This is a genomic window from Acidovorax sp. Root70 (assembly GCF_001428225.1).
Classification (GTDB): domain Bacteria; phylum Pseudomonadota; class Gammaproteobacteria; order Burkholderiales; family Burkholderiaceae_C; genus Acidovorax.
In genome coordinates this window covers 316,861-338,543 of the sequence record NZ_LMHQ01000001.1, presented here as the reverse complement: position 1 = coordinate 338,543, position 21,683 = coordinate 316,861, and the positions used below count along the sequence as shown (strand labels likewise).

The window sequence follows — 21,683 nt, the reverse complement described above, 5'->3', positions numbered from 1 at the left end:
GTAACGATGTAGAAAGCGGAGATAGCGCTGTAATCGCAACCATGCACCCGCTAGCAAGGATAAGCAGCGTGGTACCGGCAAGACGCTGACGGCGACGCAGCCCTAGAGTGCGAGGATCTGGCTGATGCAGCAGCAGATCCTGCAGTGCCTCATCCAGCAATATGGCAGTTTCGCTCGCAACATCAGGGGGAGGAGGGCGATTCACAACTCAGGCCGCCATCTGCAGAGTTTCGTTCAGCAGGTGTGCGTCGATCTGCTCTCGTGACGCGAACTGCAGGTACAAGTGCTTGACGAGCAGTGCCTTCTTCTCGGGATGCAGCTTGACGCCCCGCATTCTTGCCCAGTCGTCTACTGATTCTGAAATCTTCATGGCCAAATCCCAGTTCAGCAATCGACCAGCCGCTGTCTTACCTGGTTCGTCGGTAAGAACCTTGAGTACGTCAAAGCCGGCCGCACCGAGCTTCAAGAGTCGCTCTGCGCCGAGAGAGGTCTGGTCCGTTTCGATCATGCCGACGACTGATCTGCTGGTGCCGAGCACCGTGGCCACCGCTTCTTGGCTGAGCTTCAATCGTTTTCGCTCGGAAGCGAGACGAGAGCCAAACATTGTGAGTACTCCTTGAATGTACGGATGCTATCAAAATTTTGAGCACATGTCGCAATTTCGATCATATGCACAAAATTTTGACAAATGTTGGAATAAGAGAGACGATTCAGCATGCCATCTCTCAGAACGCCGACCGAGGCCCGCGCCTGGCTGCTACGCCACGGTGTAACCATTACGGAGTGGGCCCATGTTCATGGGTTTAAACCGTCAGTCGTGGCCTCGCTCTTGGCCGGACGGTCGCAGGGTAACTGGGGGGAAGCGCATCAAGCGGCAATCGCGCTGGGGCTGAGATCGCCACCGGCACCCGATGAGGAGCATCCGCTGGCTTCAGCCCAGCCGCAGGCTGCGCAGCTAAATCACGGAGGAGTTCCTTCATGACCTGACCCACAACCTCAACAATCGTGGGATAAAAGCACCACGCCCGGAGACCTCGCCAAAGGTCACCGGGCGTGTTTGGAATGTGCGAGCCAGTTCTTGACAAAGCGGCTTGGTTCGACTTTCCATCAAATCGCGTCTCCTGTCAATCCGTTTCGAGGAACCGGATTGCATCGCGTTGCTTGTCCCGAACTCGACCTTTCGGCTGCGGCCGATGCTTGGAGACGGAGATGGAAAAGCACAGGCTTACGGAGTCCCGCTATCGAACGATCCTGAGGCGCCAACTGACACCGACCTTTGGGCCAGGTTATGAACCCTCGATCAAGGCATGCCGTGAAGAGGCGCCCGCTAAGAGCAGTCCCGCGACCGTATGGTCTGACCTATTGCAGCGAGAAATACACACATTGTCGGAGCCCGAGCGATACGTCCTTGCGGTCCTGCTCTACTGCCCCTGGCTCGTGGACCTGCAGGAGCAGCGCATGTTGCCAAACGTTCCGGCTGCCCACCCGCTGGAAGGGCACCCACTTGCTGGCCCTATGGAACTGAAGCGGTTTCGAGGCACTCTGGCAGTAGCCGCCGATCTGCACCACATGCACTTTCATCCCGTCGTCACGTGGACCACCGAGGGCAAGGAAAAGCGCGAGACACCCGGCTGCTGGATCGGCGATTTCCTCGTGTTCCTGAAGGACGCGCAAGGACTCTACTGCGTCAACTTCAATGTCAAGCAATCGCGGGGCGAATTCACCGTTCCGGCGGTGGGTGTGACAGTAAAGACCAACATGAGGCGCGCTACGGTAAGAGAGACTGGAAGGCATGAAGTAGAGAAGCAGGTCTACGCAGAAGTTGGCATTCGTACCGTTGAAGTGGCTGCCGATGAGCTCCCGAGCATCTTGGTTGCCAATCTGCGATGGGCACAGAGCTGGCAGCGGCGAAAACACGGCCTCTCGACTGCGCAGCAGCAAATCGTCCTTGACGCGCTCAACGATGGCCTAGATAGGTATGAGTCGGCGTTGGACGTGATGAACGGTGTGGAAGTCTCCCATGGCATTGACCTGTATCGGCAAAAAATTGTTCTAGCGCACGGTGTCATGGCTCGAAAGGTCCGCCTTGATCTATTTGAATGTCACTTCTTCATAGACAAGCCGATGCTCCCCGAGCAGCAGGATGTACTAAAAGTGTTTGCTGACTGGTTCAGGCGGCCGACATGAGCATCACTTCTGGAACTGTCATCCACGCGCCAAAGGGGTTCCATGAACTAGCAACCGGAGCAACTTACTTCTTTCTGCGTAGCAGTCCGCAAACGAAGATTGTCACGCTGCTGGAGTTTGTGGAACGCCCTGCAAAGGTAGTTGTCGGCGAAAGTAAGAAAGATGAGGGCGGAGAAGATGGAATGAGAAAGAAGAGGCGGAGACGGACGGTCACTCGGTTGCCGTTGCCATTGCCAATTCCGATCCATCTGCCCCGCGACGTATGGGAGAGTGGCTTGCTACGGGGGATGGTCGTCGCTGGAGAGGCCAAGACAATGCCGCCTTGGCTTGATGCTCTCGAAGGATTGGACTTGGCGGAAATCGACCTACACCGCACCGACGCCGCGAAGCTACATCGGGACAGGGTCGATGACAAGCTCTTTTGCATCTCGAAGCTGGTGGCTGAGGCGCCCGAGATTTTGGACCATGAGAACCTCGACAAATACATCAATGCTCATGCGCGCAGCTTGATGCCCGTCCAGAATGAGACGCGCGTCAGATTGTGGTTTTACGTGTACCTAGTCTTCGGTCGAAACAGGGACGCGCTTCACTATCCGATCCATCGCATTGGGCACTGGGACCGAATGGCGCCTGAGCATGCGCAAGACGAGAAACGTGGCGCTCCGGGCCGCAAAGGCGGCTACAACACCACAACGGAAATGCGGCAGATGATCATCGAGTCATATCCGCGTCGCGCAGGAATTGGTGTCAGCGACGATCAGGTCTACACGGACGCGATGACAAAGGACTTCGGGTGTAAGTCACGAATCGTGTGCCGAGGCCATGTAAAACAGTTTGAGTTGTATCACCCTGAAGGAAAGGCGTTTCCGCAGATTGGAGCGTACTTCTACTACGTCAATCAGCACTTCAGGCCACACCTAGTGCGTGAAACGCGGCTAGGAAAGAAACGGGCGCAGTCCAAGTTCAAACCCGCTCTCGGTAGTTTTACCGAATCGGCCTGGAATTTGATGCAACGTGTCGAAGCAGATGGGTATCGTGTTTTCGACTTACCCAAAGGCTACATTGAAGGCAGCGACCTTCCGGCGTTAGTTGTAGTCACTATACGAGACGTCGCCAGCGGAAAAAAGGTTGGCATCGGGTTCTCCCAGGGCAGCGAAACCGCTGCTGCTTACCGCATGGCGCAGTTCTGCGCAGCAATTGGTCTGGAAGCCTTCGGGGCGCTTCTCGGTCTGAAAATCAAAGACAGTGCAAAGGGCGTTTCTCCGCACATGGTCACCGATCGAGGACCTGGTGCGACGGCTGGAGGGCTCCCGCGCGATGCGGAACTGCTGCCCGTGGTTCGGCAGCTCACGCCGTCCTATTCAGGCAAGTCAAAGGCCATTGTGGAGACATCCAATCCAAAGACACCGTCCGACGACGAAGCTCCTTCATTTCGCCGATCCAACCAGACGACCGTAGCACTCGCACGGCGTGAGGTCGGCAACCTGCTGGCCTACAACGAATTGACGCAGGTCGCTAACCGGGTAGATCCGGAGCTGGAACATCGCGTAAGCCGCCTTAGCCCCAATGGGGTCTGGGACGCGATGGACTCGGTAGGGCGCAATGACGCCGTCCAGGTGAACTTCGAGTCTGCAGTCCGCGGCTACCTGGACCTTGTGCCAGCGAAACTGAAAGACGGCTACCTGGAGATAGCAGGACGCAGGTACTACTCAAAGTCGGAAGCTTTTATGGAAGCTCTTTCCGCCGTGAAGGGCGGAGGCCGCCAGATAGATGTGAAAGTCTACGTCTTGAACTGCTGCATTCGGCATGTTTGGTTCGAGTGGAAAGGCAGGCTCGTTCAGCTAGACGTTCGGTATCCGACGCCCGTTTCTAAGGAAGTGATGGATATGTCGCTCGACGAAGCCGTCGAGTTCGACGCGCACATGCAAGGCCGCATCAAGGAGCACACGGAACATAAGCGCGGCGCAAGGGTCTTTTTCGAACAAGACTACAAGGAGCAGACCGGAGAAGAACTGGTGTCCGGCAGTCGCGTTGTCGGGCGACCCAAGCGTGGCGGTGCTGTAGCCCAACGGGAGGCCAAGGAGGCGAAAAATAGCGCTGTGGGGCGCAAGGTAGCGTGACCAAGATTGATCCATCAATCTGGGCTGGGCGGTACGAAGACGCCCTCAAGCCTGGAGTTATCAAATCTCGAGGCGAGAGCCGAGGCAGGCCTTTGCAGTCCCATATGACGTTGGACGTTGAAGCAGCATGTAAGGCAATTCGGGAAGGGATGGAAGAGGTAGTTCTGGTAACTGCTCAGGTGGAGGCAATCGCGACAACCCTGATCCAAAGAGCAAGGGCTCATGCCGTGGATATCTATAAGGATCCACATGCTGTACTGAAATTTGCGTACCACGGAACAACGATTGAGGACTTTGTTACACCGATGTTCCTGACGGGACTGGCTGGGGTCGGCAAGTCAAGCCTTCGAATCGTGCTCCGAAGGGTGCTTTCAGGACGCAGAATGGTTCAGATAGATGCGGCACATCCTGCTGTGCCCCTGATCGATTTCATCGACGGCAATATCGGTAGGAAGACCGGCCCCTCTGCCGTCGTGAAGAGCTTGATTGAAGAAGTCTTGGGCATCGGTGACATGGACGGTAAGGGAGGGGCGGTTGAAGAGTGCGCCCGTGTCATCCGCCTCAGCGGTGCGTGTCTCCTCGGTGCGGATGAAACGCAGTTCATGGCGCAGTCAGCCTCTGCAGCAACACTGATAACTCGCACCTTGCTGAGTCTCGCGAATCTCCAGGTTCCTTGGTTCGTGATCGGAAACTACTCTTTGGGGTGGAAGCTGTGTGAACGCGATCCCGAGGCGACGCAACGTCTTATCCATGACCCTGTGATCATGATGCCCGATCCGCCCGAGTCCTCAGATTGGGTAAATCTTTTGGCTGAGTACCAGGTCGTGTTAGCGGAGGTGCTGGACTTTGAGTTGTTGACCTATCAAGTTGAACTCTGGAATCTCAGCGCTGGCCTAAAGCGCGAGCTCGTCAGCCTTCTCGTGACCAGCTACCGCATATCTCGGCATGGGGGAGACTCGCAGATTTCCTGGTCACACGTACGCCGAGCTTTCGCCTCTGCATCTTTTAGTGTTGCGCGTGCCGACATAAACGCCTTGATCTCAAATGCTGGGCAGGGAGGCAAACTCAAGAAGGGTTTACGGTGCCCATTCGATGGTCCCGAGATCCAGGCCGCCATCAGCACGTATTCAGAAAAGCTCCGCGAGGCACGTGCTGAAAAGGTGGCAATCGCCACTGTGAAAGCGTCTATGAACCGGCAAGAACGAGAGGCTATCGAGAACATTGAAAAAGCCGCCGAGCCCTCGCGAGCATCGCCGGCGCAAGTCATCAAGATGCCAAAGAGTCGTAAACCTCGTACGCTCGAGGGCATGCAGGAGGCGGCTCAAGATTTCTTGGCATCGCTGGCAAAAGATCCGTCTGCAAAGACCTAGCCTCGCATTTCCTGAGCACTTTGCTGGGCAGCCTAGGAGCCCTTCTCGAAAGGCCAGCTCAGTCGCTTCGTGTGGGTATCGTCGGTAGGCGGCAACTGAAACGGCGCAGTTCTGTGTAGGGTCGGCGTCGGAACCGTTAGCGTTCTTCAGCTCGGGAAACATTTGGCGCGGCGGTCAGTCGTGAATTTGTACTGAGCCGCTTCGCATGCACGGCGTCTCGGATCTGACTTGGACTTCCGACGGACTATATTTACGATGGCGCAAGGTCTCCCTTCTGTTTGGCAATCTCCGACGAACTTTCGCGCAATGCGCAAGTGTCGAAAAATCAACAGCTTATGAGCGGTGATCTCGACGCACTTTATTTGTCCGAGTCAATTCTGCGGAGCCAAAAGTGAACGTGAGTAGAGAGGCTGAATACAGTGAGTTGCGCAAGCTCTGGAACGTGGGTTTCACCTCTGAGACAGCCTATTTGCATGACATGGCTTAGCCATAGGGACGCTTGCGGCGCCCCTCGCCTGTCCCCGGCCGCACCGGCGTCGGCTTCGCGCGGTTCAACGCCGCGTTCAATGTTGTCTCTGAGGAAAGCCAGCGCGGCCTCGCTTCACCCGGTCGGGTCAGCGTGATGGTGATAGCACTCAGCGTATCTCAGTAGCCAGGTAAGGTTGCAAGACGCACAAGGCATATCCCGGCCTGTGCACACAGATACCGACAGGAGTCTGCACTCAGGCCTCTGCTCGAGACTGAGGGCCTGGTGCTTCGCATTGGGTGGTCAGCAGATCGCGCCCCCTCGGCGTGATCGCCAGCACGCGTGCGTGGAGGATTCCCGAGAGAGGGTGTGGAAGCATCACGGCCACCAGACCGGCTGCGCGCAATACGCGCAGTTTGTCGATGCTCGCTTCTTCTTCCACCGTAATGGGCAGAGAAGCTTGGGCGATCTCCCGCAGGTATTCAAAAGGCACAGGCATCTCCTCAGAAAATGTCACGGAGGGTGAGATTTTTAAGGAGTTGTCTGCTTTCAAATGTATTAATTGGTTGGCCCTGTAGCTCTCATGGCCAACCGAACTGTTCGGTCTTCGTCGTAACTACGAATTCGCATGGGGCACTTCTGTTAAACGCACACCCGGTGCTCGTCGCTGCACAGCTGACTTTTCACCGATTGGGCAATCTACGCCCAGGTCCGCCGTCTCGTACTCCTTGACGCTGATGTGTCGGGACGCCCAGTGGCCGGATGGGGCAAATATCTCTGGTCGGCGTCTACCTGGGAGCACCTGCGATGGGTATTCAAACGCTGTCGCGAAGTTCTTCGACGCCCGCGGCTTGCGCCCGTGGCCGCAGCGCCCTAGCGGCGCGTTGGCTTCGACACCGTAGATCCGAGACCGGAGGACTGCTTTGCAAGGTGAAGAACGAGCGATACCCGCGCCCCGGAATGCAGACATGGATTACCGGCTTGCACCTACAACCGGTTCAACGGCGCTTGGCGAGGATGTGCGACCAACACCTCGGAATCCATGGAGTCTCCACATACTCTCGACTACACAGTGCTGGCGCTCCGATCCGGTCAATCCTCAAGGAGCATTTGTGGGCAACGTCAACGATCACATCACGCAAGTTACCCATCAGAACATCGAGAACATTCTTTGCGCGGAGGATGATCGAAGGAAGCAAACTCAGCGTCCTTACGGGGCGATAGCAAAGGTCACGCAGGCATGCGGCACCGTCGGGTTTCTGGTCCTCAATGCCGTCCTCTTCATTGGCTGGATCGTAGTCAACGAATTCATCGTCAGGTTCGACCCTTTTCCGTACACCTTGCTTCTGTTTTGGGTGTCGCTCGAAGCCATTTTTCTGTCCGTGTTCATTCTCATCAGTCAGAACATGGCTGCAGCTGAGAGCGAGCGCAGGCACCATTTGGACCTGCAAATGAATCTTCTCTCGGAAAGAGAAATCACCGCACTCATGCGGCTTGCGCTGGACATATCAGAGAAGGTTGGCGTCCCTGATGAAAAAACGGAGGAAGTACGCGCTTTCGCTCACGAGACAGACCCCTCGGGGGTGCTCAACCAGATCATTCGTGCGGAACATCGTCATCGAGTGGTCGTCGCAGGGGAGAGCAGGCGCTAGAACTGCGCGACAGTTGTCCGCTGGACGTCAAGGCGTTTCAGCAGATTCCATGCGTTCTCGCCGATAGCTTGTCGGACTCGGTTTGATCGTTCGTCCTACATGGACGATTTCATTCCAAAAATAAGATGACACCGTGACGACGAAACTCCTTGCAGTCCCTTGTCGCTCTTGACTGTCATCTGCGGAGGCTTCCCATGACCGACGAAACTGCCCAACCTCATTTTTCGAGCGCTCGGGCACCAAGCAGTCACGAGGCGCAGCAAATCGTTATGCCTTTCACCAGTGGGTTGACAGGACATACCAGTCTTCATGAAACCGCGACCCGGGCCGAGGTGGCGCGTCGTATAGCGCGAATAAAAGGATGTCCGGTCAGTGAGGAGCTTCCCCAATCGGAGTGGAAGATGCGCCCTTATCTGATTCCCTGTGAAACATTGGTGGGAATGGAGTGGGTCGCTAGTTTGGGGCTTCACGGGGCGGACGATTTGTTTGGCGGGGTGGTGCCTCACGCTTTCATCGCCTCCAAGGCAATTACCCATCCATTGTTTTCAGCTACTTCTGAACGTCCTGAGGGATGGCGCTTCGATTTCCACCAACGGGTACGCGAGGCCGTCCTGCCCGGTTACACGGCATTCTGTCGTTCCGATGTGATCCAGGCCGTGCTCGCTTTGTTGGCGCTGGGGCCGGTTCGAGTGAAGCCAGTGACAGAAACCGGCGGCCATGGACAAGTCGTGGTGAAGAACGTAGAAGAGTTGAATGCCTGCCTTTCGAAATTGACGGATCAAGCGTTGCGCAGGCATGGTTTGGTGCTCGAACACAATTTGTCTGCAGTCGATACGCTCAGCGTCGGGCAAGTACGCGTTGCCAGCATAGTGGCGAGCTATTACGGAAGACAGCACCTGACTGAGAACAACGAAGGTGCCGTGAGTTATCGCGGGTCCGACTTGACAGTCGTTCGCGGGGACTTCGATGCGCTATTGCGTGTACTCGCTCCAGGAGCGGAACGCACTGCGGTGGAACAGGCCCTCACCTACGACAAGGCAGTGAGGGTTTGTTTTCCAGCGTTCTTTGCCTCGCGTATCAACTACGACGTCGCGCAAGGAACGAATGCTGCTGGCCAATGGTGCTCTGGCGTCCTGGAGCAGTCTTGGCGAATGGGGGGCGCGACCGCCGCCGAGATCGCTGCGTTAGAGGCTTTTCATGAGAATCCAAGCCTCACGCTGGTTCACTCCAAATGCGTTGAAATATTTGGCCCACTGGTGCCGTTGCCCTACGGCGCAGTGACGTACTTCCGCGGAGACGATCCCGACGTTGGACTGTTGACTAAATATGCACTAGTGGAGAGTCGATGACTACACGACATCGAACCGTCCAGATTCCCACTGGCGACCGGACTATCGCTGGAACCTTGGTGGCGCCGGATACGATCGTTCCTGGCGTTTTGCTGGTGCACGGATGGGACGGCAGCCAGGAGCAGTATTTGGCTCGGGCCCATGCCATTGCCACGCTGGGGTGCATTTGCCTGACCATTGACTTGCGTGGCCATGCAAATGACAGGGCGCATCGGGACACCGTGACGCGTGAGGACAATCTCCACGACATGCTGGCGGCGTACGACATGCTTGTGGGCCATCCCGCAGTGGATGAAGAATCTGTTGTGCTCGTTGGTAGCAGTTACGGCGGCTACTTGGCGGCCGTCCTCAGCGCTCTTCGGCCCGTGCGTTGGATGGCTTTGCGCGCTCCGGCTCTGTACAAAGACGACGACTGGCTGACATCAAAGCAGCATCTTGACCGGCAGGAAATCGCCCGATACCGCACGCAAGAACTTTCAGCCGACAGCAACAAGGCTCTTGCGGCCAGCGCGGCTTTCAAAGGCGATATCTTGCTTGTGGAGTCTGAGCTTGATCACATAGTCCCCCACACGGTGATCGAGAACTACCGAGCCGCGTTCCTCAAGGCCCACTCCATGACGCACCGGGTGATCCGTGAAGCGGACCATAGTCTGTCAAAGGCGGAGTGGAGCGATGCGTACACCGCCATGCTGGTGAATTGGATGTCGGAAATGCTGGGTCATGCGAGAGAGGGCGCGGCTGCCTCCTGATGTCTGCGGCTGCGGGCGGAGTGCCTGCGGCCGTATAGGTACTTCCATGATGAACTCTGCGCATGGAACAAAGCAGCCAGTGTCAGAACGATCCTACGTGAACTTGCGGATGGCGATTGCACAAAGCACGATGGAGCGGGCCTACTCTGTTGCTCTTGACTGGAGAATGCAAGATGCCCCTTTGGATCCTGTTGGTAGGGCTTCAGGCTGCTGTCCTGACATTGACAGGGCTCATTGCGGCCTTTTTGCGTTATCTGTGACGGATGGCGTGAGGCGACATTCAAGAGGTACTCATTGCACCCCTGCGACCTGGGTAAATGGCCAAGCCATGGACCACGAGGCCCTTGCTTGGGTCGCTGAAGCTCAGTCAAATTTTTGACCGCGCCGCAAACCCGCGCGGCGCGAGGAAATCGTCAAGACCGGAGGCAAGCCTTAGGTCTCTGAACGGCTCCACGCGATGCTCTGGCACCGCAATATCCCAAGCTTGGGCCGCCCACACTGATGGGGTTGAGTGGCAAGCGCCCCCGAGGGCGCTTGCGAGAGGGACTACTTGGATGGCATGGCTGCCTGGCGGTCCACCATCATCTGCATCATCTGTTCCATCATGGCCATACGGCGTTCCATGTGGGCGTGCATGCCCATCATGCCGCCCATGCCCGAGCTTCCAGCGGCAGCCGGCACGGCGGGTTTAGCCTGAGCCCCTTGTTGCATCATGCCCATGCCCATGCCCATGCCCATGCCCCCCGAGTCACCCGAGCCCATCATGGCCATGCCAGATTGCATGAGCTTCATGTGCTCATCCATCAGCGCGGCGCGTTCGGCCGGAGTCTTGGCCGCCTGCATTTTTCTGTGCATGTCCTGCATCGCCTTCATTTGATGATCGAAGGCATCTGGAGTGGGCGCGGCAGTGGCAGCTGGCGCGGTCTGGGTGACCGCGCCGGCGCTCTGCGTGCTACCGGCGGGGTGGTGGCCTGCGTGTTCGTCCGCAGGCTTTGGAGATTGCGCGACGGCACAGCCCGCCACGAGCAGGGTTGTCAACAGCCCAGCGACGATGTTCAAACGCATGATGGTCTCCTTGTGATTTCAACTGCAGCATGACGATGGTCGTCCCGCACCGTCTTGATTCATGTCAGCAGGGGTTGCGGACCGAGACGCGCAGCAGCAGCCACTGGTTGCTTGTCGCGACGAAGGCGCCACCGCTGCGTCGGCTCTGTATCCGGCACGCTCAATCGCGGAGCGGACAAGCTCCGCTGTCTCGTCTTTGACGTGCCCCGCAATGCGTATCTGCCGTGCAGCCACATCGATGTCTGCTTCGAAGCCCTCCGGCAATCGAGCCTCCGCTATTGCGCGACGGATGCGTTGGGCGCAGCTGCTACACGTCATATCAGGGACATTGAACTCGACCATTTGAGCCTCCTTCGGTTGATTCGCTTTCAAGTATTGACCTTGTCACGATGAGAGAGTCAAGCGGCCTTGGGAAAAACAGTGGAGTGGCTGGGCTGCGCAGCCGCCTTACGCAGTGCATATAACGTGCAGGCCGTGGCCGCACAGTCCGTCGGGCCTTTCGCTTCAGTACATCGATATCGATCAGAAGCCAGAAAAGGCGCAGGGCGGTGGTGTCGCGCCCGTGTGTTTCGAACCGCTCATGAGCAGTGTCTATCGCAGTGGCCCGGGTGCAGGCGCCTTGTTGCTCATGCATCCTCTCAATGACTCACCCGTCATTCGCTTTCCGCAAACATCTCCACCAGCAGACTCCGCAGCCACTGGTTGCCCGGGTCGCGGTGGTACTTCGTGTGCCAGAACAGGTTGATCGCCACCTGCGGCAGCTTCGCCGGGTGGGGCGCCGAGGCCAGCCCGAAGGGCTCGGCCATGCTCTGCGCCATCTTCTCGGGCACGGTGGCCACCATCTGCGTGGCCTGCAGGATGTGGCCGATGGCCACGAAATGTGGCACCGTCAGCCGCACATCGCGGGCCACGCCCATGCGCTCCAGCAGTTCGTCCACCTTCCCGTGGCCCGTTCCTTCCGAGACCACGACCACGTGCTCCGCGCGTGAGAACTCCGCCAGGCTGATGCGGCGCTTGTGCAGCGGGTGCCCCTGGCGGAACAGGCAAACGTAAGGCTGGCGGAACAGCCTGCGCTGAAAGAACCCCGCCTTAAGCTGCGGCAGCAGGCCCACGGCCAGGTCCACCTTGCCGGCTTCCATGGCGTCCTTCAGGTCGGTGGCGGTGTTGCGCACCGTGGTCAGGCGCACGCCCGGCGCCACCAGCGCCAGGCGCTCCAGCAGGCGCGGCAAGAAGTAGATCTCGCCGATGTCCGTCATCGCCACCTTGAACACGCGCCGGCTGGTGCCGGGGTCGAACCCCAGCTTGTGGTTGAGCGCGCCATGGATCATGGCCAGCGCGTATGAGACCGACTCCGCAAGCTGGTCCGCATAGGGCGTGGGCTGCATGCCCTGGGCGGTGCGCAAAAGGAGCTCGTCGCCCAGCAGGCGCCGCAGGCGGGCCAGGGCGTTGCTCACCGCCGGCTGCGTGAGGCCCAGGTTCTCCGCGGCCTGCGACACCTTGCGCGTGACCAGCAGCTGCTGGAACACTACCAGCAGGTTGAGGTCGATGTCCTCGAGTTCCACGCAATACCTTTATTGATCTGGGTGATGGACTGTATTCACGCCATTCTATTGGCTGATTTTGTAATCACGGGAATGATCGCTGCCATCACAACGACAAGAGCGAGACAACCCTGATGGAACTGCGTATCGAGCCGCTGGGCCGCGTGCTGCCGGTGGCGCCGGGAGCCAACCTGCTGGAAGTGCTGCGCTCGCACCAGATTCCCGTGTCCTACAGCTGCATGGCCGGGCGCTGCGGCACCTGCCGCTGCAAGGTGCTGTCGGGCGATGTGCTGGACTCCGGCCCGGCCTTGGGCAGACCCCTGGGCGGCCAGGATTCGTATGTGATGGCCTGCCAGACGGTGCTCAGCGGGTCCTGCACCATCGAGATCCCCGAGCCCGACGAGGTGGTGGTGCACACTGCGCGCACCTTGAAGGCCACGGTCACGGCGGTCGAAGCACTCACACACGACATCCGCCGTGTGCGCTTGCGCTCGGCCAAGCCGCTGGATTTTTCACCCGGGCAGTACGCACAACTACAGTTCGGCCCGGGCCTTGCACGACCCTATTCGATGGCTGGCTTGCCACATGACGACGAGCTGGAGTTTCACGTGCGCCTGGTCGAGGGCGGGCAGGTCTCCGGCCATGTGGCCCATGTGCTGGCCGTAGGCGACGCGGTCCGCGTGAGCGGCCCGCTGGGCTCGGCCTACCTGCGCCGCAAGTACGAGGGGCCCATGCTCTGCGTGGCGGGAGGAACGGGCCTGGCGCCCATCCTGTCCATCGTGCGCGGCGCGCTGGAATCGGGCATGGACAACTCCATCCACGTCTATGCTGGCGCGCGCTCGGCGCGCGACGTGTACGGCCTGCAGTGGCTGGCACAGCTGCAGCAGCGCCATCCGCACCTGCAGGTGCATGTGGTGGTGGCTGCGGCCGACGCGCCCCCCGGTCAGCGCACGGGCTTGGTCACCGATGCCATCGCGCGCGACTGGCCGCGCCTGGACGGCTGGCGCGCCTACCTGTGCGGATCCCCGCCCATGGTGGAGGCGGCTTCGCTGCTGGCGCGCCAGCGCGGCATCGCGCCGGAGCACCTGTACGCAGACGCGTTCTATGCGAGCACCCCCTGAGCGACTGCGCGGTGGAGCGGCATTGCTGCGGCCTCTTGACGCCCACACGCGTGCAACGAACAACCAGCCCAAGGAGACAATGACATGAGTGCACCCCATCCCATCTTTCCGTTGCGCCCCGTCTGGGAGGGCCCCGGCACCCACCGCGTACCGTTCGCGGCTTATACCAATGAAGAGCTGTACCGCCGCGAGCTCGAGCGGTTTTTCTACCGCAGCCACTGGTGCTATGTGGGCCTGGAGGCCGAGGTGCCGAATCCCGGCGACTTCAAGCGCACGGCGATCGGCGAGCGCTCGGTGATCCTGGTGCGCGGCGAGGACATGCAACTGCATGTGGTGGAGAACGTGTGCGCGCACCGCGGCATGCGCTTTTGCCGCGAGCGCCATGGCAACCGCAAGGAGTTCGTCTGCCCCTACCACCAGTGGAACTACCGACTGGACGGCGCACTGCAGGGCGTGCCCTTTCGGCGAGGCGTCAAGCAGGACGGCAAGGTGCACGGCGGCATGCCGGCGGACTTCCAGCTGGAGGAGCACAGCCTCACGCGGCTCAAGGTGGCTACGCGCGGCGGTGTGGTGTTTGCCTCGTTCGACCACGATGTCGAGTCGCTGGAGGACTTCATGGGCCCGGTGATCCTGGGCTATTTCGACCGGATGTTCAACGGCCGCCAGCTCAAGATCCTGGGCTACAACCGCCAGCGCATCCCGGGCAACTGGAAGCTGATGCAGGAGAACATCAAGGACCCGTACCACCCTGGCCTGCTGCACACCTGGTTTGTCACCTTCGGCCTCTGGCGGGCCGACAACAAGTCCGAGCTGAAGATGGATGCGCGGCATCGTCATGCGGCCATGGTCTCCACGCGCGGCGAGGCGAAAAAACAGTCTGACGTATCCAATGTCTCCAGCTTCAAGGCCGGCATGCAGCTGGAAGACCCGCGCTTCCTCGACATCGTGCCCGAGCCCTGGTGGGGCGGCCCCACGGCGGTGATGACCACGCTGTTCCCCAGCGTGATCCTGCAGCAGCAGGTCAACAGCGTCTCCACCCGCCACATCCAGCCCGTGGGCCACGATGCCTTCGACTTCGTGTGGACGCATTTCGGCTACGAGGGCGACACCGACGAGATGACCGAGCGCCGTCTGCGCCAGGCCAACCTGTTTGGCCCCGCTGGCTTCGTCTCGGCCGACGATGGCGAGGTGATCGAGTTCTCGCAGCAAGGCTTCGAGCAAAAGCCCTTCCACCGCGCGCTGGTGGAGCTGGGCGGCCACGAGGTGGGTGATACCGACCACATGGTCACCGAGACGCTGATCCGTGGCATGTACGAGTACTGGCGCGGCGTGATGGAGAAGGAGGACTGACGCCATGGATACCCACGACACCCCCATCGCATTCGCCGACTACTTCGCGGTGCAGCAGCTCTATGCCGAATACGCCGCTGCGCTCGATGCCGCACGGTGGGACCGCTGGCCGGGCTTCTTTACCGACGATTGCGTCTACCGCCTGCAGCCGCGCGAGAACCACGAGCGCGGCCTGCCGCTGGCCACGCTGTCGTTCGACAGCCAGGGCATGCTCAAGGACCGCGTCTACGGCATCCGCGAGACGCTGTTCCATGACCCGTATTACCAGCGCCATGTGATCGGTGCGCCCATCGTGCGTGCGGCTGGCGAGGGCCGGTGGGCGTGCGAGGCCAACTACGCGGTTTTCCGCACCAAGCTCTCGGAACCGTCCACGGTGTTCAACGTGGGGCGCTATCTGGATGTAGTGCAGCGCACGCCTGAGGGTCTGCGCTTTGCTCGCAAGGAATGCATCTATGACAGCGAAATGATTCCGAACTCCATCATCTACCCTATCTGAGAAAGCGCTCCATGACCCCTCTCGATACGCATTGGACCGAAGCCACCGCGTTGGGCGACTTGCCCGAGGATGACGTGATTGGTGTGTCCGTGGATGGCCGTGACGTGGCCCTCTACGCCGTAGCTGGCGATGTTTTTGCCACCGACAATCTCTGCACCCACGGCAATGCGCGGCTGTGCGACGGCTTCCTGGAAGGGCACGAGATCGAATGCCCGCTGCACCAGGGCCGTTTTGATGTGCGCGACGGCCGTGCGCTGTGCGCTCCGCTTACGCAAGCATTGCGCACCTACCCGGTCAGGATCGATCAGGGCAAGGTGTACTTGAATCTTGAAGCGGCGCCACGCGGCGTTACCTAAGCCACTGGGCAGAATCGCCCCCGGAGTTCGCTGAGGCGGGTTGGGTCGCGTCAGGCGGCCCCCTCTATGTTTCGACTGCGCGTGAGCTGCTTCCGCGGTCCGGTCTGTGCATCGGATTCAGGCGCATTGCGAGTCTTGCTCAACATGAAAGCGACAGTGCAAGCGTGCCATCACGCTCCAGTTGCTTGATGCACTGGATTTCGACTGACCTCCCGTGTCTGAGGTTGCCAGGGATGGAAAAAAAAAGCTCCCGGAAGGGGAGCTCGGATGCTGGCGATGCGGCACAGTGAAAACACTTCCACAGGATCGCGGCACTCGCCAGGTGCCGCCACCGCGGGACCGGTCCGCATCTGCTTGAATTACATGGCGTTGCCGATTTCGCCGTGGGAGATCTGGCCCGTACGCACTGCTTCTGCTGCTTGGGCGCGGATGGCCGAGCGGTCGGCGGTGGATTGGTAGGTAGCAACACGTGAGCCGGCGGGCTCCATATTGTGCGTTTTGGCTTCCACTACCGCCTCAGCACGCACTTCGGCGCGGGTGCGTTGGGTTTCAAACTGGGTGGCGAATTGCGAAGCATCGGCTTCATCTGCGTGTGCGCCAAACGAGGCGAAAGCGGCAACAGCGGCGATAGAGAGGAAGCGTGTGGTCTTGTTCATGATGAAAATCCTTGAATGAAAAATGCGTCTCAAAAAAGCCGGAGCGAAGAGCCCACAACACAGGCTGGAAACTGCTTCACACCGGGTTCGGTGAGTCGCCTTGCGGGTTCGGCTCATCGATGGGGTGAACTGTACGCCGACGTTGTCTAACAAAAAACCATATGGTCGCAAATTGACTGTTTTGGTATTGGGAATGATTCGAAGTGCGCTCTGCCCTGGCGCTGTGATCGTTGGCTCGGGGCCCCCACGCACCGATAGGCCTGTGGGTCGCTAGGGCCTACTGCGCGTCTTGCGCGTCGAACGAGGGGTGGGGCTCGGAGCCCTGTGGCTCGCCTGGTCCAGCCATAACAAGGTGTCCATCTGCGCCATGAAGTGGCGCAGATAGCCCGGAGACAAATTGCGCATCAGGTTGAGTGAACGCAGCACGAGCTTGTGCGCATTGAGCGGCCCGGCGTTCTCTGGCCCCCGGTGCAGGGCCTGGACCACCTGTTGCTCGGCAGCGATGTCAGACCAGACCCTGCTGAACTGGCGCACGCTTTTGAGGGCGGGCAATGGAGCATTCTCCGCCGCAAAGGGGTCGTCCTTGGAGGCGTTGTACCGGGGGGATGTCAAGGTTTGGTTCAGCTGTGCCAGCGCAGAGCCCGCGGGGGTGGGGCGTGGGTGACTCTGTGATGAAACTGTGGGCGGCGGGCTCTGGGGGTAGCTCGCCAGCGCGGCATCGAGCTTGTGCTCCAACAGCCGTTGTACGGCCCCGGACTGGCCAGGCAGGCGGCGCGCCAGCACCTCCAAGTAGTGAAAGCGCGCGGGGTCGTTGTGGTGCGCGCCCACTGCACGCAAGGCCTCTACGCGGGGATCGCTCATGGTGCGCGGGGTGACTCGATGGGCTGGGTGTTGGCTGTCTTGGGGACTGGCGCCATCTCTACCCGGCGGTTCTGTGCTCGGCCTTTTTCGTCGCTGTTGTCGGCCACGGGTTGTTCAGCGCCAAAGGCGGCCGCGAACACCTGAGACGATGGCATGCCCTCGTCAATCAGGGCCCGGGTCACTGTGAGCGCACGCTGGGCCGACAGCTCCAGGTTGTCCGCAAAACGTTTCTGGCTGCCGCGCAGCAGCGCGGTGTTGTCTGTGAAGCCGCTGACCATCAGCATTTCGTTGCGTTCGCGCAGATAAATCCCCAGCGGCTGCACCAGGGTCTTGAGCAACTGGCGGCCTTCTGGGCGCAGTTCGTCTGATCCCGTGGCAAACAGCACGCTGCCACTGATGCCAATGCGTCCATTGTTCACCGTCACACGTCCGCTGGCCAGCGGAATGGCCAACGCTTTTTCGAGCGCCATGCGCCTCTGCTCTTCCATCTGGCGCTTTTGCACTTCCTGCTGGAGGCTGGCCACCAGATCAATCTGTACCACCAGGACACCCACCAAAATCAGCACGAACGCACCCAGCAGTCCGGCCATCAGGTCGCCGAAGACAGCCCAGACCGGGGCGGTCTGGTCGGTGGCATCGTCCAGGGTATCGTCCACGCCGGTCACGCAGGCACCCCTTGTTCTGCCGTGGCCCGGCCATGGAGTCGGCGCAGGTCTTCCACGATGCCTTGTTGTGCGCTGATGCTCAGGTCAATCACCTCCCGCGCCTGTGCCACGTAATAGGCCAGTTGCTCGTCGCTGCGGCCCATGGACTCGCGGATGGCGCCCTCCATGTCTTGCAGGCTCAGCATGAGCTTGTCATTGCTGGCGCTGAACAGGCCCACGCCGTGCTGGAAGGATTCCCCCAGGCTGGACAACTCGATGGCGCTGGCCGCCACTTGCGCAGCCACCTCATCCACCTTGCCCGCCTGTGCGCCCAGGGCCTGTGCAAACTGCTGGCCCGCTTGCTCCAGCACCTGGGCGGCCGAACCGACCAGGGCGTCAATGGCCGCGCGCTGCTGCACAGCGGCTTCGTTCACGGATTGCAGCAGGGTGCCCAGTTGCTGCGTCATGGCCGTACGCTCGGCCAGTGCGAGGTTGTCGCGTTCGCCCAGGCGTGTCATTTCCTGTCGCAACTGGGTGATGACTTCGGCTGCCGCCTGTGGCACGTCGGAGGCGGTTTGCAGCAGGCGCGTGAGCGGGGCTTCCAGCGCGGAGCCCAGGGTGGCCAGGTGCTCTGACACGGCGGCTTGCAGGGTCTCCAGGCGGTCCACGGCCGCCTGCCCGCGCGTCGCTTCGGCATCGCGCAGTGCGACAAGTTCATCGCGCCACACTTGGGTCAGTGCCTCCATGCGCTGGCCCTGGGCTTGCACCCACTGGGCTTCGGTATCGATGCGTGTGCGCAGCAGCGCGTCGGATTGCTCCATCAGCGCAGTGGTGCTGCCCAAGGTGCGTTCCACCTGGGTGTTCAGTCGCTGGCTCACCTGTGTGGCGGTGTCCTCCAGCGTCTGCACCAGGGCGCGCTGTTGTTCCACTGCCTGGGTGGCAGCGCGCTGCCATTCGGCGCTGAGCGTGTGCGCCAGGCCCTCCAGGGACTGACCCCAGTCCGCCAGCCGTTGCGCATCGGCGTCGCGCTGTGCCTGCTGAGCGTCGGCGACGGTGCTTTGCAACGCAGCCAGCAAGGCCTCTGAGCGTTTTTCGAAGGCGCTGTTGGAGGACTGCAGGCGGTGTTCGATCTGCTGGGCTGCTTGGGCGAGTGCCGTGCTGGTGGCCTGGTGCTGTTCGGCCGTCTGTGCACCGGCGCTCTGCCATTCGCCGCTGATTTTCTGGGCCATCTGGTGCATAGATTGGGTCCAGTCGGCAAGCCGCTGCGCATCCGCAGACCGCTGTGCACCGTGGGCTTCGGCCACTGTGGCTTGCAGCGTGGTGACCAGTGCTTGGGCCTGCTGTGCAAAGGCCTGGGTGGTGGCCTGCAATTGCCGGTCCATCTGCTGTGCTGTGCGCTCCAAGGCCTTGCCCACCTCCTGCTGTTGGGTCAGCGTGTGGGTGCCTGCACGCTGCCATTCAGCGGCCAGATTGCGGGCCATGTCCTGCATGGAGTGCTCCCAGCCTTGCAGTCGCTGGTGGTCCAACTCCACCTGGGCGGCCTGTTGCTGTGCGGCTGTTGCGTGCAGGGCATCCACCAGGGATTTCGAGCGGTCGTCAAAAGCCCGCGTGAGTGTTTGCAATGCGCTCTCGAACTGGGTTGCCAGCGCGCCCTGCGTGCTCGTCTGCTGGTCGAGCGCCTGGGCCCAGGTGTCGGCCACCTTGCGTGCGGTGCCCTCCCATTGCGCGCTGAGGTTTTGCAGCTGCTGACTGGTGTGTTCTCGCAACCGCTCGTGGGTGCGCTGGGACTCTTGTGCCAGCGTCGCCATGGCCTGTTCCACCACCGGGCGCATGGCGGCAGTGGCCTGCTGGGCACTGGTGCTCAGGCTGTCTTGCAGCGATGCGCCCACGGCCTGCGCCAATTGGGTGTAGGCGGCAGAGGCCTCTTTGTGAAACCCCTGCTGTTGCGCCCGCAGCTGGTCGTTGAGCTGGCTGTGGCGGCGCTCCAGCCCCTCCATCATGGCTTGCAGGCGGTCGGCAATCAGCGGCAGGGCCTGGGCCTGCGCTTGCAGGGCCTGCAGTGTGTCCTCCCGCCGTTGAGCGGAAGAGAAGGAGCGGAACAGCGTGGGGATGTGCGCATCCAGCTGGCGGACCGCCTGCAGCCGTTCACGGCGGCTCAGGGCGGACAACAGGCCCAGCGCGGCCGACGTAGCCACCCCCGCGACGGACGTCCCAAACGACAGGCCCAGTCCCTTGATGGGCGCAGCCAGTGCGTTGCGGATGGATTCCAGGTTGCCAGAGGCCTCCAGGGCGAACACCGCACCGTGGAACGTCACCACCATGCCCACAAAGGTGCCCAGCATGCCCAGCATCACCAGCAGTCCCACCAGATAGGGCGTGAGCGCGGGGCCCGGCAAGGCCACCCGCTCGCCTTCGATGCGTTGCCGAACCGGGTGGCGCAGTGCTGGGTCCAGGCTTTCGAGCCAGGTATCCAGCGCTGGGGGCTCTTGATGGGCCTCTAGCGCGCGCGTCAGCGAGGCGGTGGCCGCCCGATAGCGCATCAGCTCCCAGGCTCCCAGCAGGTAGGTGGCGGCGATCATCACCGTCATTGCCAGTGCCAGCGGGCTGTGGCCTATAAAACCCCAGCCCACCCAGCCAGCGGCCGCAAGGCCTGTGGCAAAGATGGCTGTCATCACACTCTTGTTCATTCCTGTTGTCCTGTTGTGTCGTTCTGGGCCGCTTCCAGCAGTCCCGTGATCGGTTCCATGCGCGTTTGCAGCTCTGCGGTGAGCAGGGCCTGCATGTCGCGTTCGAAGGCCCACAGCCAGCCTCCTGCCTGCCGCCAGCGCGCAGGCTCATCGGTCAGTCCCTGGGCGGTCAGCCGGTGCTGGTGTTGCCGATGGCGGTGCGCCAGGCGGCGCTCCAGGTGCGCGGGGAGCAAGGCCCACAGGCGTTGCTCGCGCGGCGCCAGCATGTGCTCCATGACAGCGTCCAGCGCTGCCACCTGGCGCAACCTGGGGGGGCCTTGTGTGATCGCCTGGCGCAACTGTGCCCGCAGGGGCTGCAGCCGCAGCTCCATCTGCTTTTGCAGGTCCAGATAGCGTGGCGCATGGGTGGCGAAATCCGTCTCCACCATCGGGTCCGGCAGTTCCACGGGCGTGTTGTCCGCCCGGGCCCGCAGCGGTTTGGGTGCAGTGGGCCTGGTGGTCAGCTGCACTTCGAGGTCGGCCTTAACCTTCGCTACCAGGCCGGTGAGTGCCGTCATGTTCAGCACCACGGGTGGGCGTTGTGCACTGGCTGCCTGCGATGGCAGGGTCTCGATCGCGTGCAGCGCCCGGCTGAGCTGGACGGCGTCCACGGTTCCGAGCCATTGGCTCAGCTGCTCAGCCACATCGGGGGGCTTGGCTGCTGGTAGCGGAGGCGCGGCCCGCTCGCTGGCTTCCCGCGTCCATTGCTGGAGCAGGACCACGAGGGGTGAGCTGTTGAGTCGGTGGTGTTGGGTCATCCCGCGAAAGGCTGTGCACTGGGTGGGCACGGCCGAGAGGGATGGTCCGGCGGCACGTGCAGGGGGGAACGGGTCCCCATAGGCAAAGCCCGCTATTTTCGCAGGAACGCAAGGCTGATCGGCCGGTCAGCGTCCGGCGTTGCAGCTGTTACATGAGGGAAAGGGCGCGATGTAGCGCCCAGAGGCCCGGCCGGTGGGCCTTTTGGAGGCTCCAGG

Annotated in this window: 21 protein-coding genes; 11 read left to right on the top strand and 10 right to left on the bottom strand. The window is 61.0% G+C overall.

Annotated elements, in window-relative coordinates; all coding sequences use genetic code 11:
* Positions 1–208 precede the first annotated feature (208 nt).
* Complete coding sequence (locus ASD94_RS01490) at positions 209–604, bottom strand: helix-turn-helix domain-containing protein (protein WP_056637541.1); 396 nt, start codon at positions 602–604, stop codon at positions 209–211.
* 111 nt (positions 605–715) lie between these two features.
* Here ASD94_RS01490 and ASD94_RS24240 point away from each other — a divergent pair, with 111 nt between their 5' ends.
* The 4 genes from ASD94_RS24240 (at position 716) to ASD94_RS01475 (ending at position 5,677) form a co-directional block, all read left to right on the top strand.
* Positions 716–982, top strand: a complete 267-nt coding sequence (locus ASD94_RS24240) for a DNA-binding protein (RefSeq protein WP_082576702.1) — start codon at positions 716–718, stop codon at positions 980–982.
* A 476-nt stretch (positions 983–1,458) separates the two neighbouring features.
* Positions 1,459–2,187, top strand: a complete 729-nt coding sequence (locus tag ASD94_RS01485; RefSeq protein WP_147455635.1) for a hypothetical protein — start codon at positions 1,459–1,461, stop codon at positions 2,185–2,187.
* Positions 2,184–4,307, top strand: a complete 2,124-nt coding sequence (locus ASD94_RS01480; RefSeq protein WP_147455636.1) for a hypothetical protein — start codon at positions 2,184–2,186, stop codon at positions 4,305–4,307. The genes ASD94_RS01485 and ASD94_RS01480 overlap by 4 nt, the downstream gene beginning before the upstream one ends.
* 104 nt (positions 4,308–4,411) lie before the next feature.
* On the top strand, positions 4,412–5,677 hold the full coding sequence (locus tag ASD94_RS01475; protein ID WP_147455637.1) for a hypothetical protein: 1,266 nt from the start codon (positions 4,412–4,414) through the stop codon (positions 5,675–5,677).
* 722 nt (positions 5,678–6,399) lie between these two features.
* Here ASD94_RS01475 and ASD94_RS01470 read toward each other — a convergent pair.
* Entirely contained in the window at positions 6,400–6,696 is a 297-nt protein-coding gene (locus ASD94_RS01470) for a hypothetical protein (RefSeq protein WP_235510532.1), read from the bottom strand.
* Positions 6,697–7,255: 559 nt separating this feature from the next.
* Between ASD94_RS01470 and ASD94_RS01465 the strand changes: the two genes are divergently transcribed.
* The 3 genes from ASD94_RS01465 (at position 7,256) to ASD94_RS01455 (ending at position 9,893) form a co-directional block, all read left to right on the top strand.
* Positions 7,256–7,795 carry a DUF1003 domain-containing protein gene (locus tag ASD94_RS01465; RefSeq protein WP_056637529.1) on the top strand — a complete coding sequence of 180 codons (540 nt, stop codon included), beginning with the start codon at positions 7,256–7,258 and terminating at the stop codon, positions 7,793–7,795.
* 194 nt (positions 7,796–7,989) lie between these two features.
* Positions 7,990–9,144: a DUF3182 family protein gene (locus ASD94_RS01460; RefSeq protein ID WP_056637526.1), complete on the top strand. Its 1,155-nt coding sequence runs from the start codon at positions 7,990–7,992 to the stop codon at positions 9,142–9,144.
* Positions 9,141–9,893 carry a S9 family peptidase gene (locus ASD94_RS01455; RefSeq protein WP_056637523.1) on the top strand — a complete coding sequence of 251 codons (753 nt, stop codon included), beginning with the start codon at positions 9,141–9,143 and terminating at the stop codon, positions 9,891–9,893. The genes ASD94_RS01460 and ASD94_RS01455 overlap by 4 nt, the downstream gene beginning before the upstream one ends.
* A gap of 546 nt (positions 9,894–10,439) precedes the next feature.
* Here ASD94_RS01455 and ASD94_RS01450 read toward each other — a convergent pair.
* The 3 genes from ASD94_RS01450 to ASD94_RS01445 all read right to left on the bottom strand — a co-directional run bounded on the left by ASD94_RS01450 (position 10,440) and on the right by ASD94_RS01445 (position 12,520).
* Positions 10,440–10,958 (bottom strand): hypothetical protein, encoded by a 519-nt coding sequence (locus ASD94_RS01450; RefSeq protein WP_056637520.1) that lies wholly within the window; start codon positions 10,956–10,958, stop codon positions 10,440–10,442.
* A gap of 18 nt (positions 10,959–10,976) precedes the next feature.
* Positions 10,977–11,300, bottom strand: a complete 324-nt coding sequence (locus ASD94_RS24235) for a heavy-metal-associated domain-containing protein (RefSeq protein ID WP_082576700.1) — start codon at positions 11,298–11,300, stop codon at positions 10,977–10,979.
* Positions 11,301–11,611: 311 nt separating this feature from the next.
* Positions 11,612–12,520: a LysR family transcriptional regulator gene (locus ASD94_RS01445; RefSeq protein ID WP_056637516.1), complete on the bottom strand. Its 909-nt coding sequence runs from the start codon at positions 12,518–12,520 to the stop codon at positions 11,612–11,614.
* Between the two features lie 113 nt (positions 12,521–12,633).
* On the opposite strand from ASD94_RS01445, the gene ASD94_RS01440 reads away from it, so the two are divergent.
* The 4 genes from ASD94_RS01440 (at position 12,634) to ASD94_RS01425 (ending at position 15,822) form a co-directional block, all read left to right on the top strand.
* On the top strand, positions 12,634–13,620 hold the full coding sequence (locus ASD94_RS01440; RefSeq protein WP_056637513.1) for a 2Fe-2S iron-sulfur cluster-binding protein: 987 nt from the start codon (positions 12,634–12,636) through the stop codon (positions 13,618–13,620).
* Positions 13,621–13,704: 84 nt separating this feature from the next.
* The gene (locus ASD94_RS01435; RefSeq protein WP_056637510.1) at positions 13,705–14,970 is read left to right on the top strand and encodes an aromatic ring-hydroxylating dioxygenase subunit alpha; all 1,266 of its coding nucleotides are present in this window, start codon (positions 13,705–13,707) and stop codon (positions 14,968–14,970) included.
* Positions 14,971–14,974: 4 nt separating this feature from the next.
* Positions 14,975–15,466, top strand: a complete 492-nt coding sequence (locus ASD94_RS01430; protein WP_056637508.1) for an aromatic-ring-hydroxylating dioxygenase subunit beta — start codon at positions 14,975–14,977, stop codon at positions 15,464–15,466.
* A gap of 11 nt (positions 15,467–15,477) precedes the next feature.
* Positions 15,478–15,822 carry a non-heme iron oxygenase ferredoxin subunit gene (locus tag ASD94_RS01425; protein WP_056637506.1) on the top strand — a complete coding sequence of 115 codons (345 nt, stop codon included), beginning with the start codon at positions 15,478–15,480 and terminating at the stop codon, positions 15,820–15,822.
* 359 nt (positions 15,823–16,181) lie between these two features.
* Here ASD94_RS01425 and ASD94_RS01420 read toward each other — a convergent pair whose 3' ends face one another.
* The 5 genes from ASD94_RS01420 to ASD94_RS01400 form a co-directional block, all read right to left on the bottom strand.
* Positions 16,182–16,478 carry a DUF4148 domain-containing protein gene (locus ASD94_RS01420; RefSeq protein ID WP_056637503.1) on the bottom strand — a complete coding sequence of 99 codons (297 nt, stop codon included), beginning with the start codon at positions 16,476–16,478 and terminating at the stop codon, positions 16,182–16,184.
* Positions 16,479–16,748: 270 nt separating this feature from the next.
* Entirely contained in the window at positions 16,749–17,339 is a 591-nt protein-coding gene (locus tag ASD94_RS01415) for a DUF2894 domain-containing protein (protein WP_056637500.1), read from the bottom strand.
* Positions 17,336–18,004 (bottom strand): OmpA family protein, encoded by a 669-nt coding sequence (locus ASD94_RS01410; protein ID WP_056637497.1) that lies wholly within the window; start codon positions 18,002–18,004, stop codon positions 17,336–17,338. The genes ASD94_RS01415 and ASD94_RS01410 overlap by 4 nt, the downstream gene beginning before the upstream one ends.
* The gene (locus tag ASD94_RS01405) at positions 18,001–20,670 is read right to left on the bottom strand and encodes a DUF802 domain-containing protein (protein WP_056637493.1); all 2,670 of its coding nucleotides are present in this window, start codon (positions 20,668–20,670) and stop codon (positions 18,001–18,003) included. Before ASD94_RS01405 ends, ASD94_RS01410 begins: the two co-directional genes overlap by 4 nt.
* A complete protein-coding gene (locus ASD94_RS01400) occupies positions 20,667–21,467 on the bottom strand; it encodes a DUF3348 family protein (RefSeq protein ID WP_056637490.1) in 801 nt (266 codons plus the stop codon). The genes ASD94_RS01405 and ASD94_RS01400 overlap by 4 nt, the downstream gene beginning before the upstream one ends.
* Positions 21,468–21,683 lie beyond the last annotated feature (216 nt).

What these genes read in the sequence shown, in the direction of transcription:
- ASD94_RS01490 (WP_056637541.1), bottom strand. Translation starts at nt 604, where the DNA reads ATGTTTGGCTCTCGTCTCGCTTCCGAGCGAAAACGATTGAAGCTCAGC.
- ASD94_RS24240 (WP_082576702.1), top strand. Translation starts at nt 716, where the DNA reads ATGCCATCTCTCAGAACGCCGACCGAGGCCCGCGCCTGGCTGCTACGC.
- ASD94_RS01485 (WP_147455635.1), top strand. Translation starts at nt 1,459, where the DNA reads ATGTTGCCAAACGTTCCGGCTGCCCACCCGCTGGAAGGGCACCCACTT.
- ASD94_RS01480 (WP_147455636.1), top strand. Translation starts at nt 2,184, where the DNA reads ATGAGCATCACTTCTGGAACTGTCATCCACGCGCCAAAGGGGTTCCAT.
- ASD94_RS01475 (WP_147455637.1), top strand. Translation starts at nt 4,412, where the DNA reads ATGACGTTGGACGTTGAAGCAGCATGTAAGGCAATTCGGGAAGGGATG.
- ASD94_RS01460 (WP_056637526.1), top strand. Translation starts at nt 7,990, where the DNA reads ATGACCGACGAAACTGCCCAACCTCATTTTTCGAGCGCTCGGGCACCA.
- ASD94_RS01455 (WP_056637523.1), top strand. Translation starts at nt 9,141, where the DNA reads ATGACTACACGACATCGAACCGTCCAGATTCCCACTGGCGACCGGACT.
- ASD94_RS01450 (WP_056637520.1), bottom strand. Translation starts at nt 10,958, where the DNA reads ATGCGTTTGAACATCGTCGCTGGGCTGTTGACAACCCTGCTCGTGGCG.
- ASD94_RS24235 (WP_082576700.1), bottom strand. Translation starts at nt 11,300, where the DNA reads ATGGTCGAGTTCAATGTCCCTGATATGACGTGTAGCAGCTGCGCCCAA.
- ASD94_RS01440 (WP_056637513.1), top strand. Translation starts at nt 12,634, where the DNA reads ATGGAACTGCGTATCGAGCCGCTGGGCCGCGTGCTGCCGGTGGCGCCG.
- ASD94_RS01435 (WP_056637510.1), top strand. Translation starts at nt 13,705, where the DNA reads ATGAGTGCACCCCATCCCATCTTTCCGTTGCGCCCCGTCTGGGAGGGC.
- ASD94_RS01430 (WP_056637508.1), top strand. Translation starts at nt 14,975, where the DNA reads ATGGATACCCACGACACCCCCATCGCATTCGCCGACTACTTCGCGGTG.
- ASD94_RS01425 (WP_056637506.1), top strand. Translation starts at nt 15,478, where the DNA reads ATGACCCCTCTCGATACGCATTGGACCGAAGCCACCGCGTTGGGCGAC.
- ASD94_RS01420 (WP_056637503.1), bottom strand. Translation starts at nt 16,478, where the DNA reads ATGAACAAGACCACACGCTTCCTCTCTATCGCCGCTGTTGCCGCTTTC.
- ASD94_RS01415 (WP_056637500.1), bottom strand. Translation starts at nt 17,339, where the DNA reads ATGAGCGATCCCCGCGTAGAGGCCTTGCGTGCAGTGGGCGCGCACCAC.
- ASD94_RS01405 (WP_056637493.1), bottom strand. Translation starts at nt 20,670, where the DNA reads ATGAACAAGAGTGTGATGACAGCCATCTTTGCCACAGGCCTTGCGGCC.
- ASD94_RS01400 (WP_056637490.1), bottom strand. Translation starts at nt 21,467, where the DNA reads ATGACCCAACACCACCGACTCAACAGCTCACCCCTCGTGGTCCTGCTC.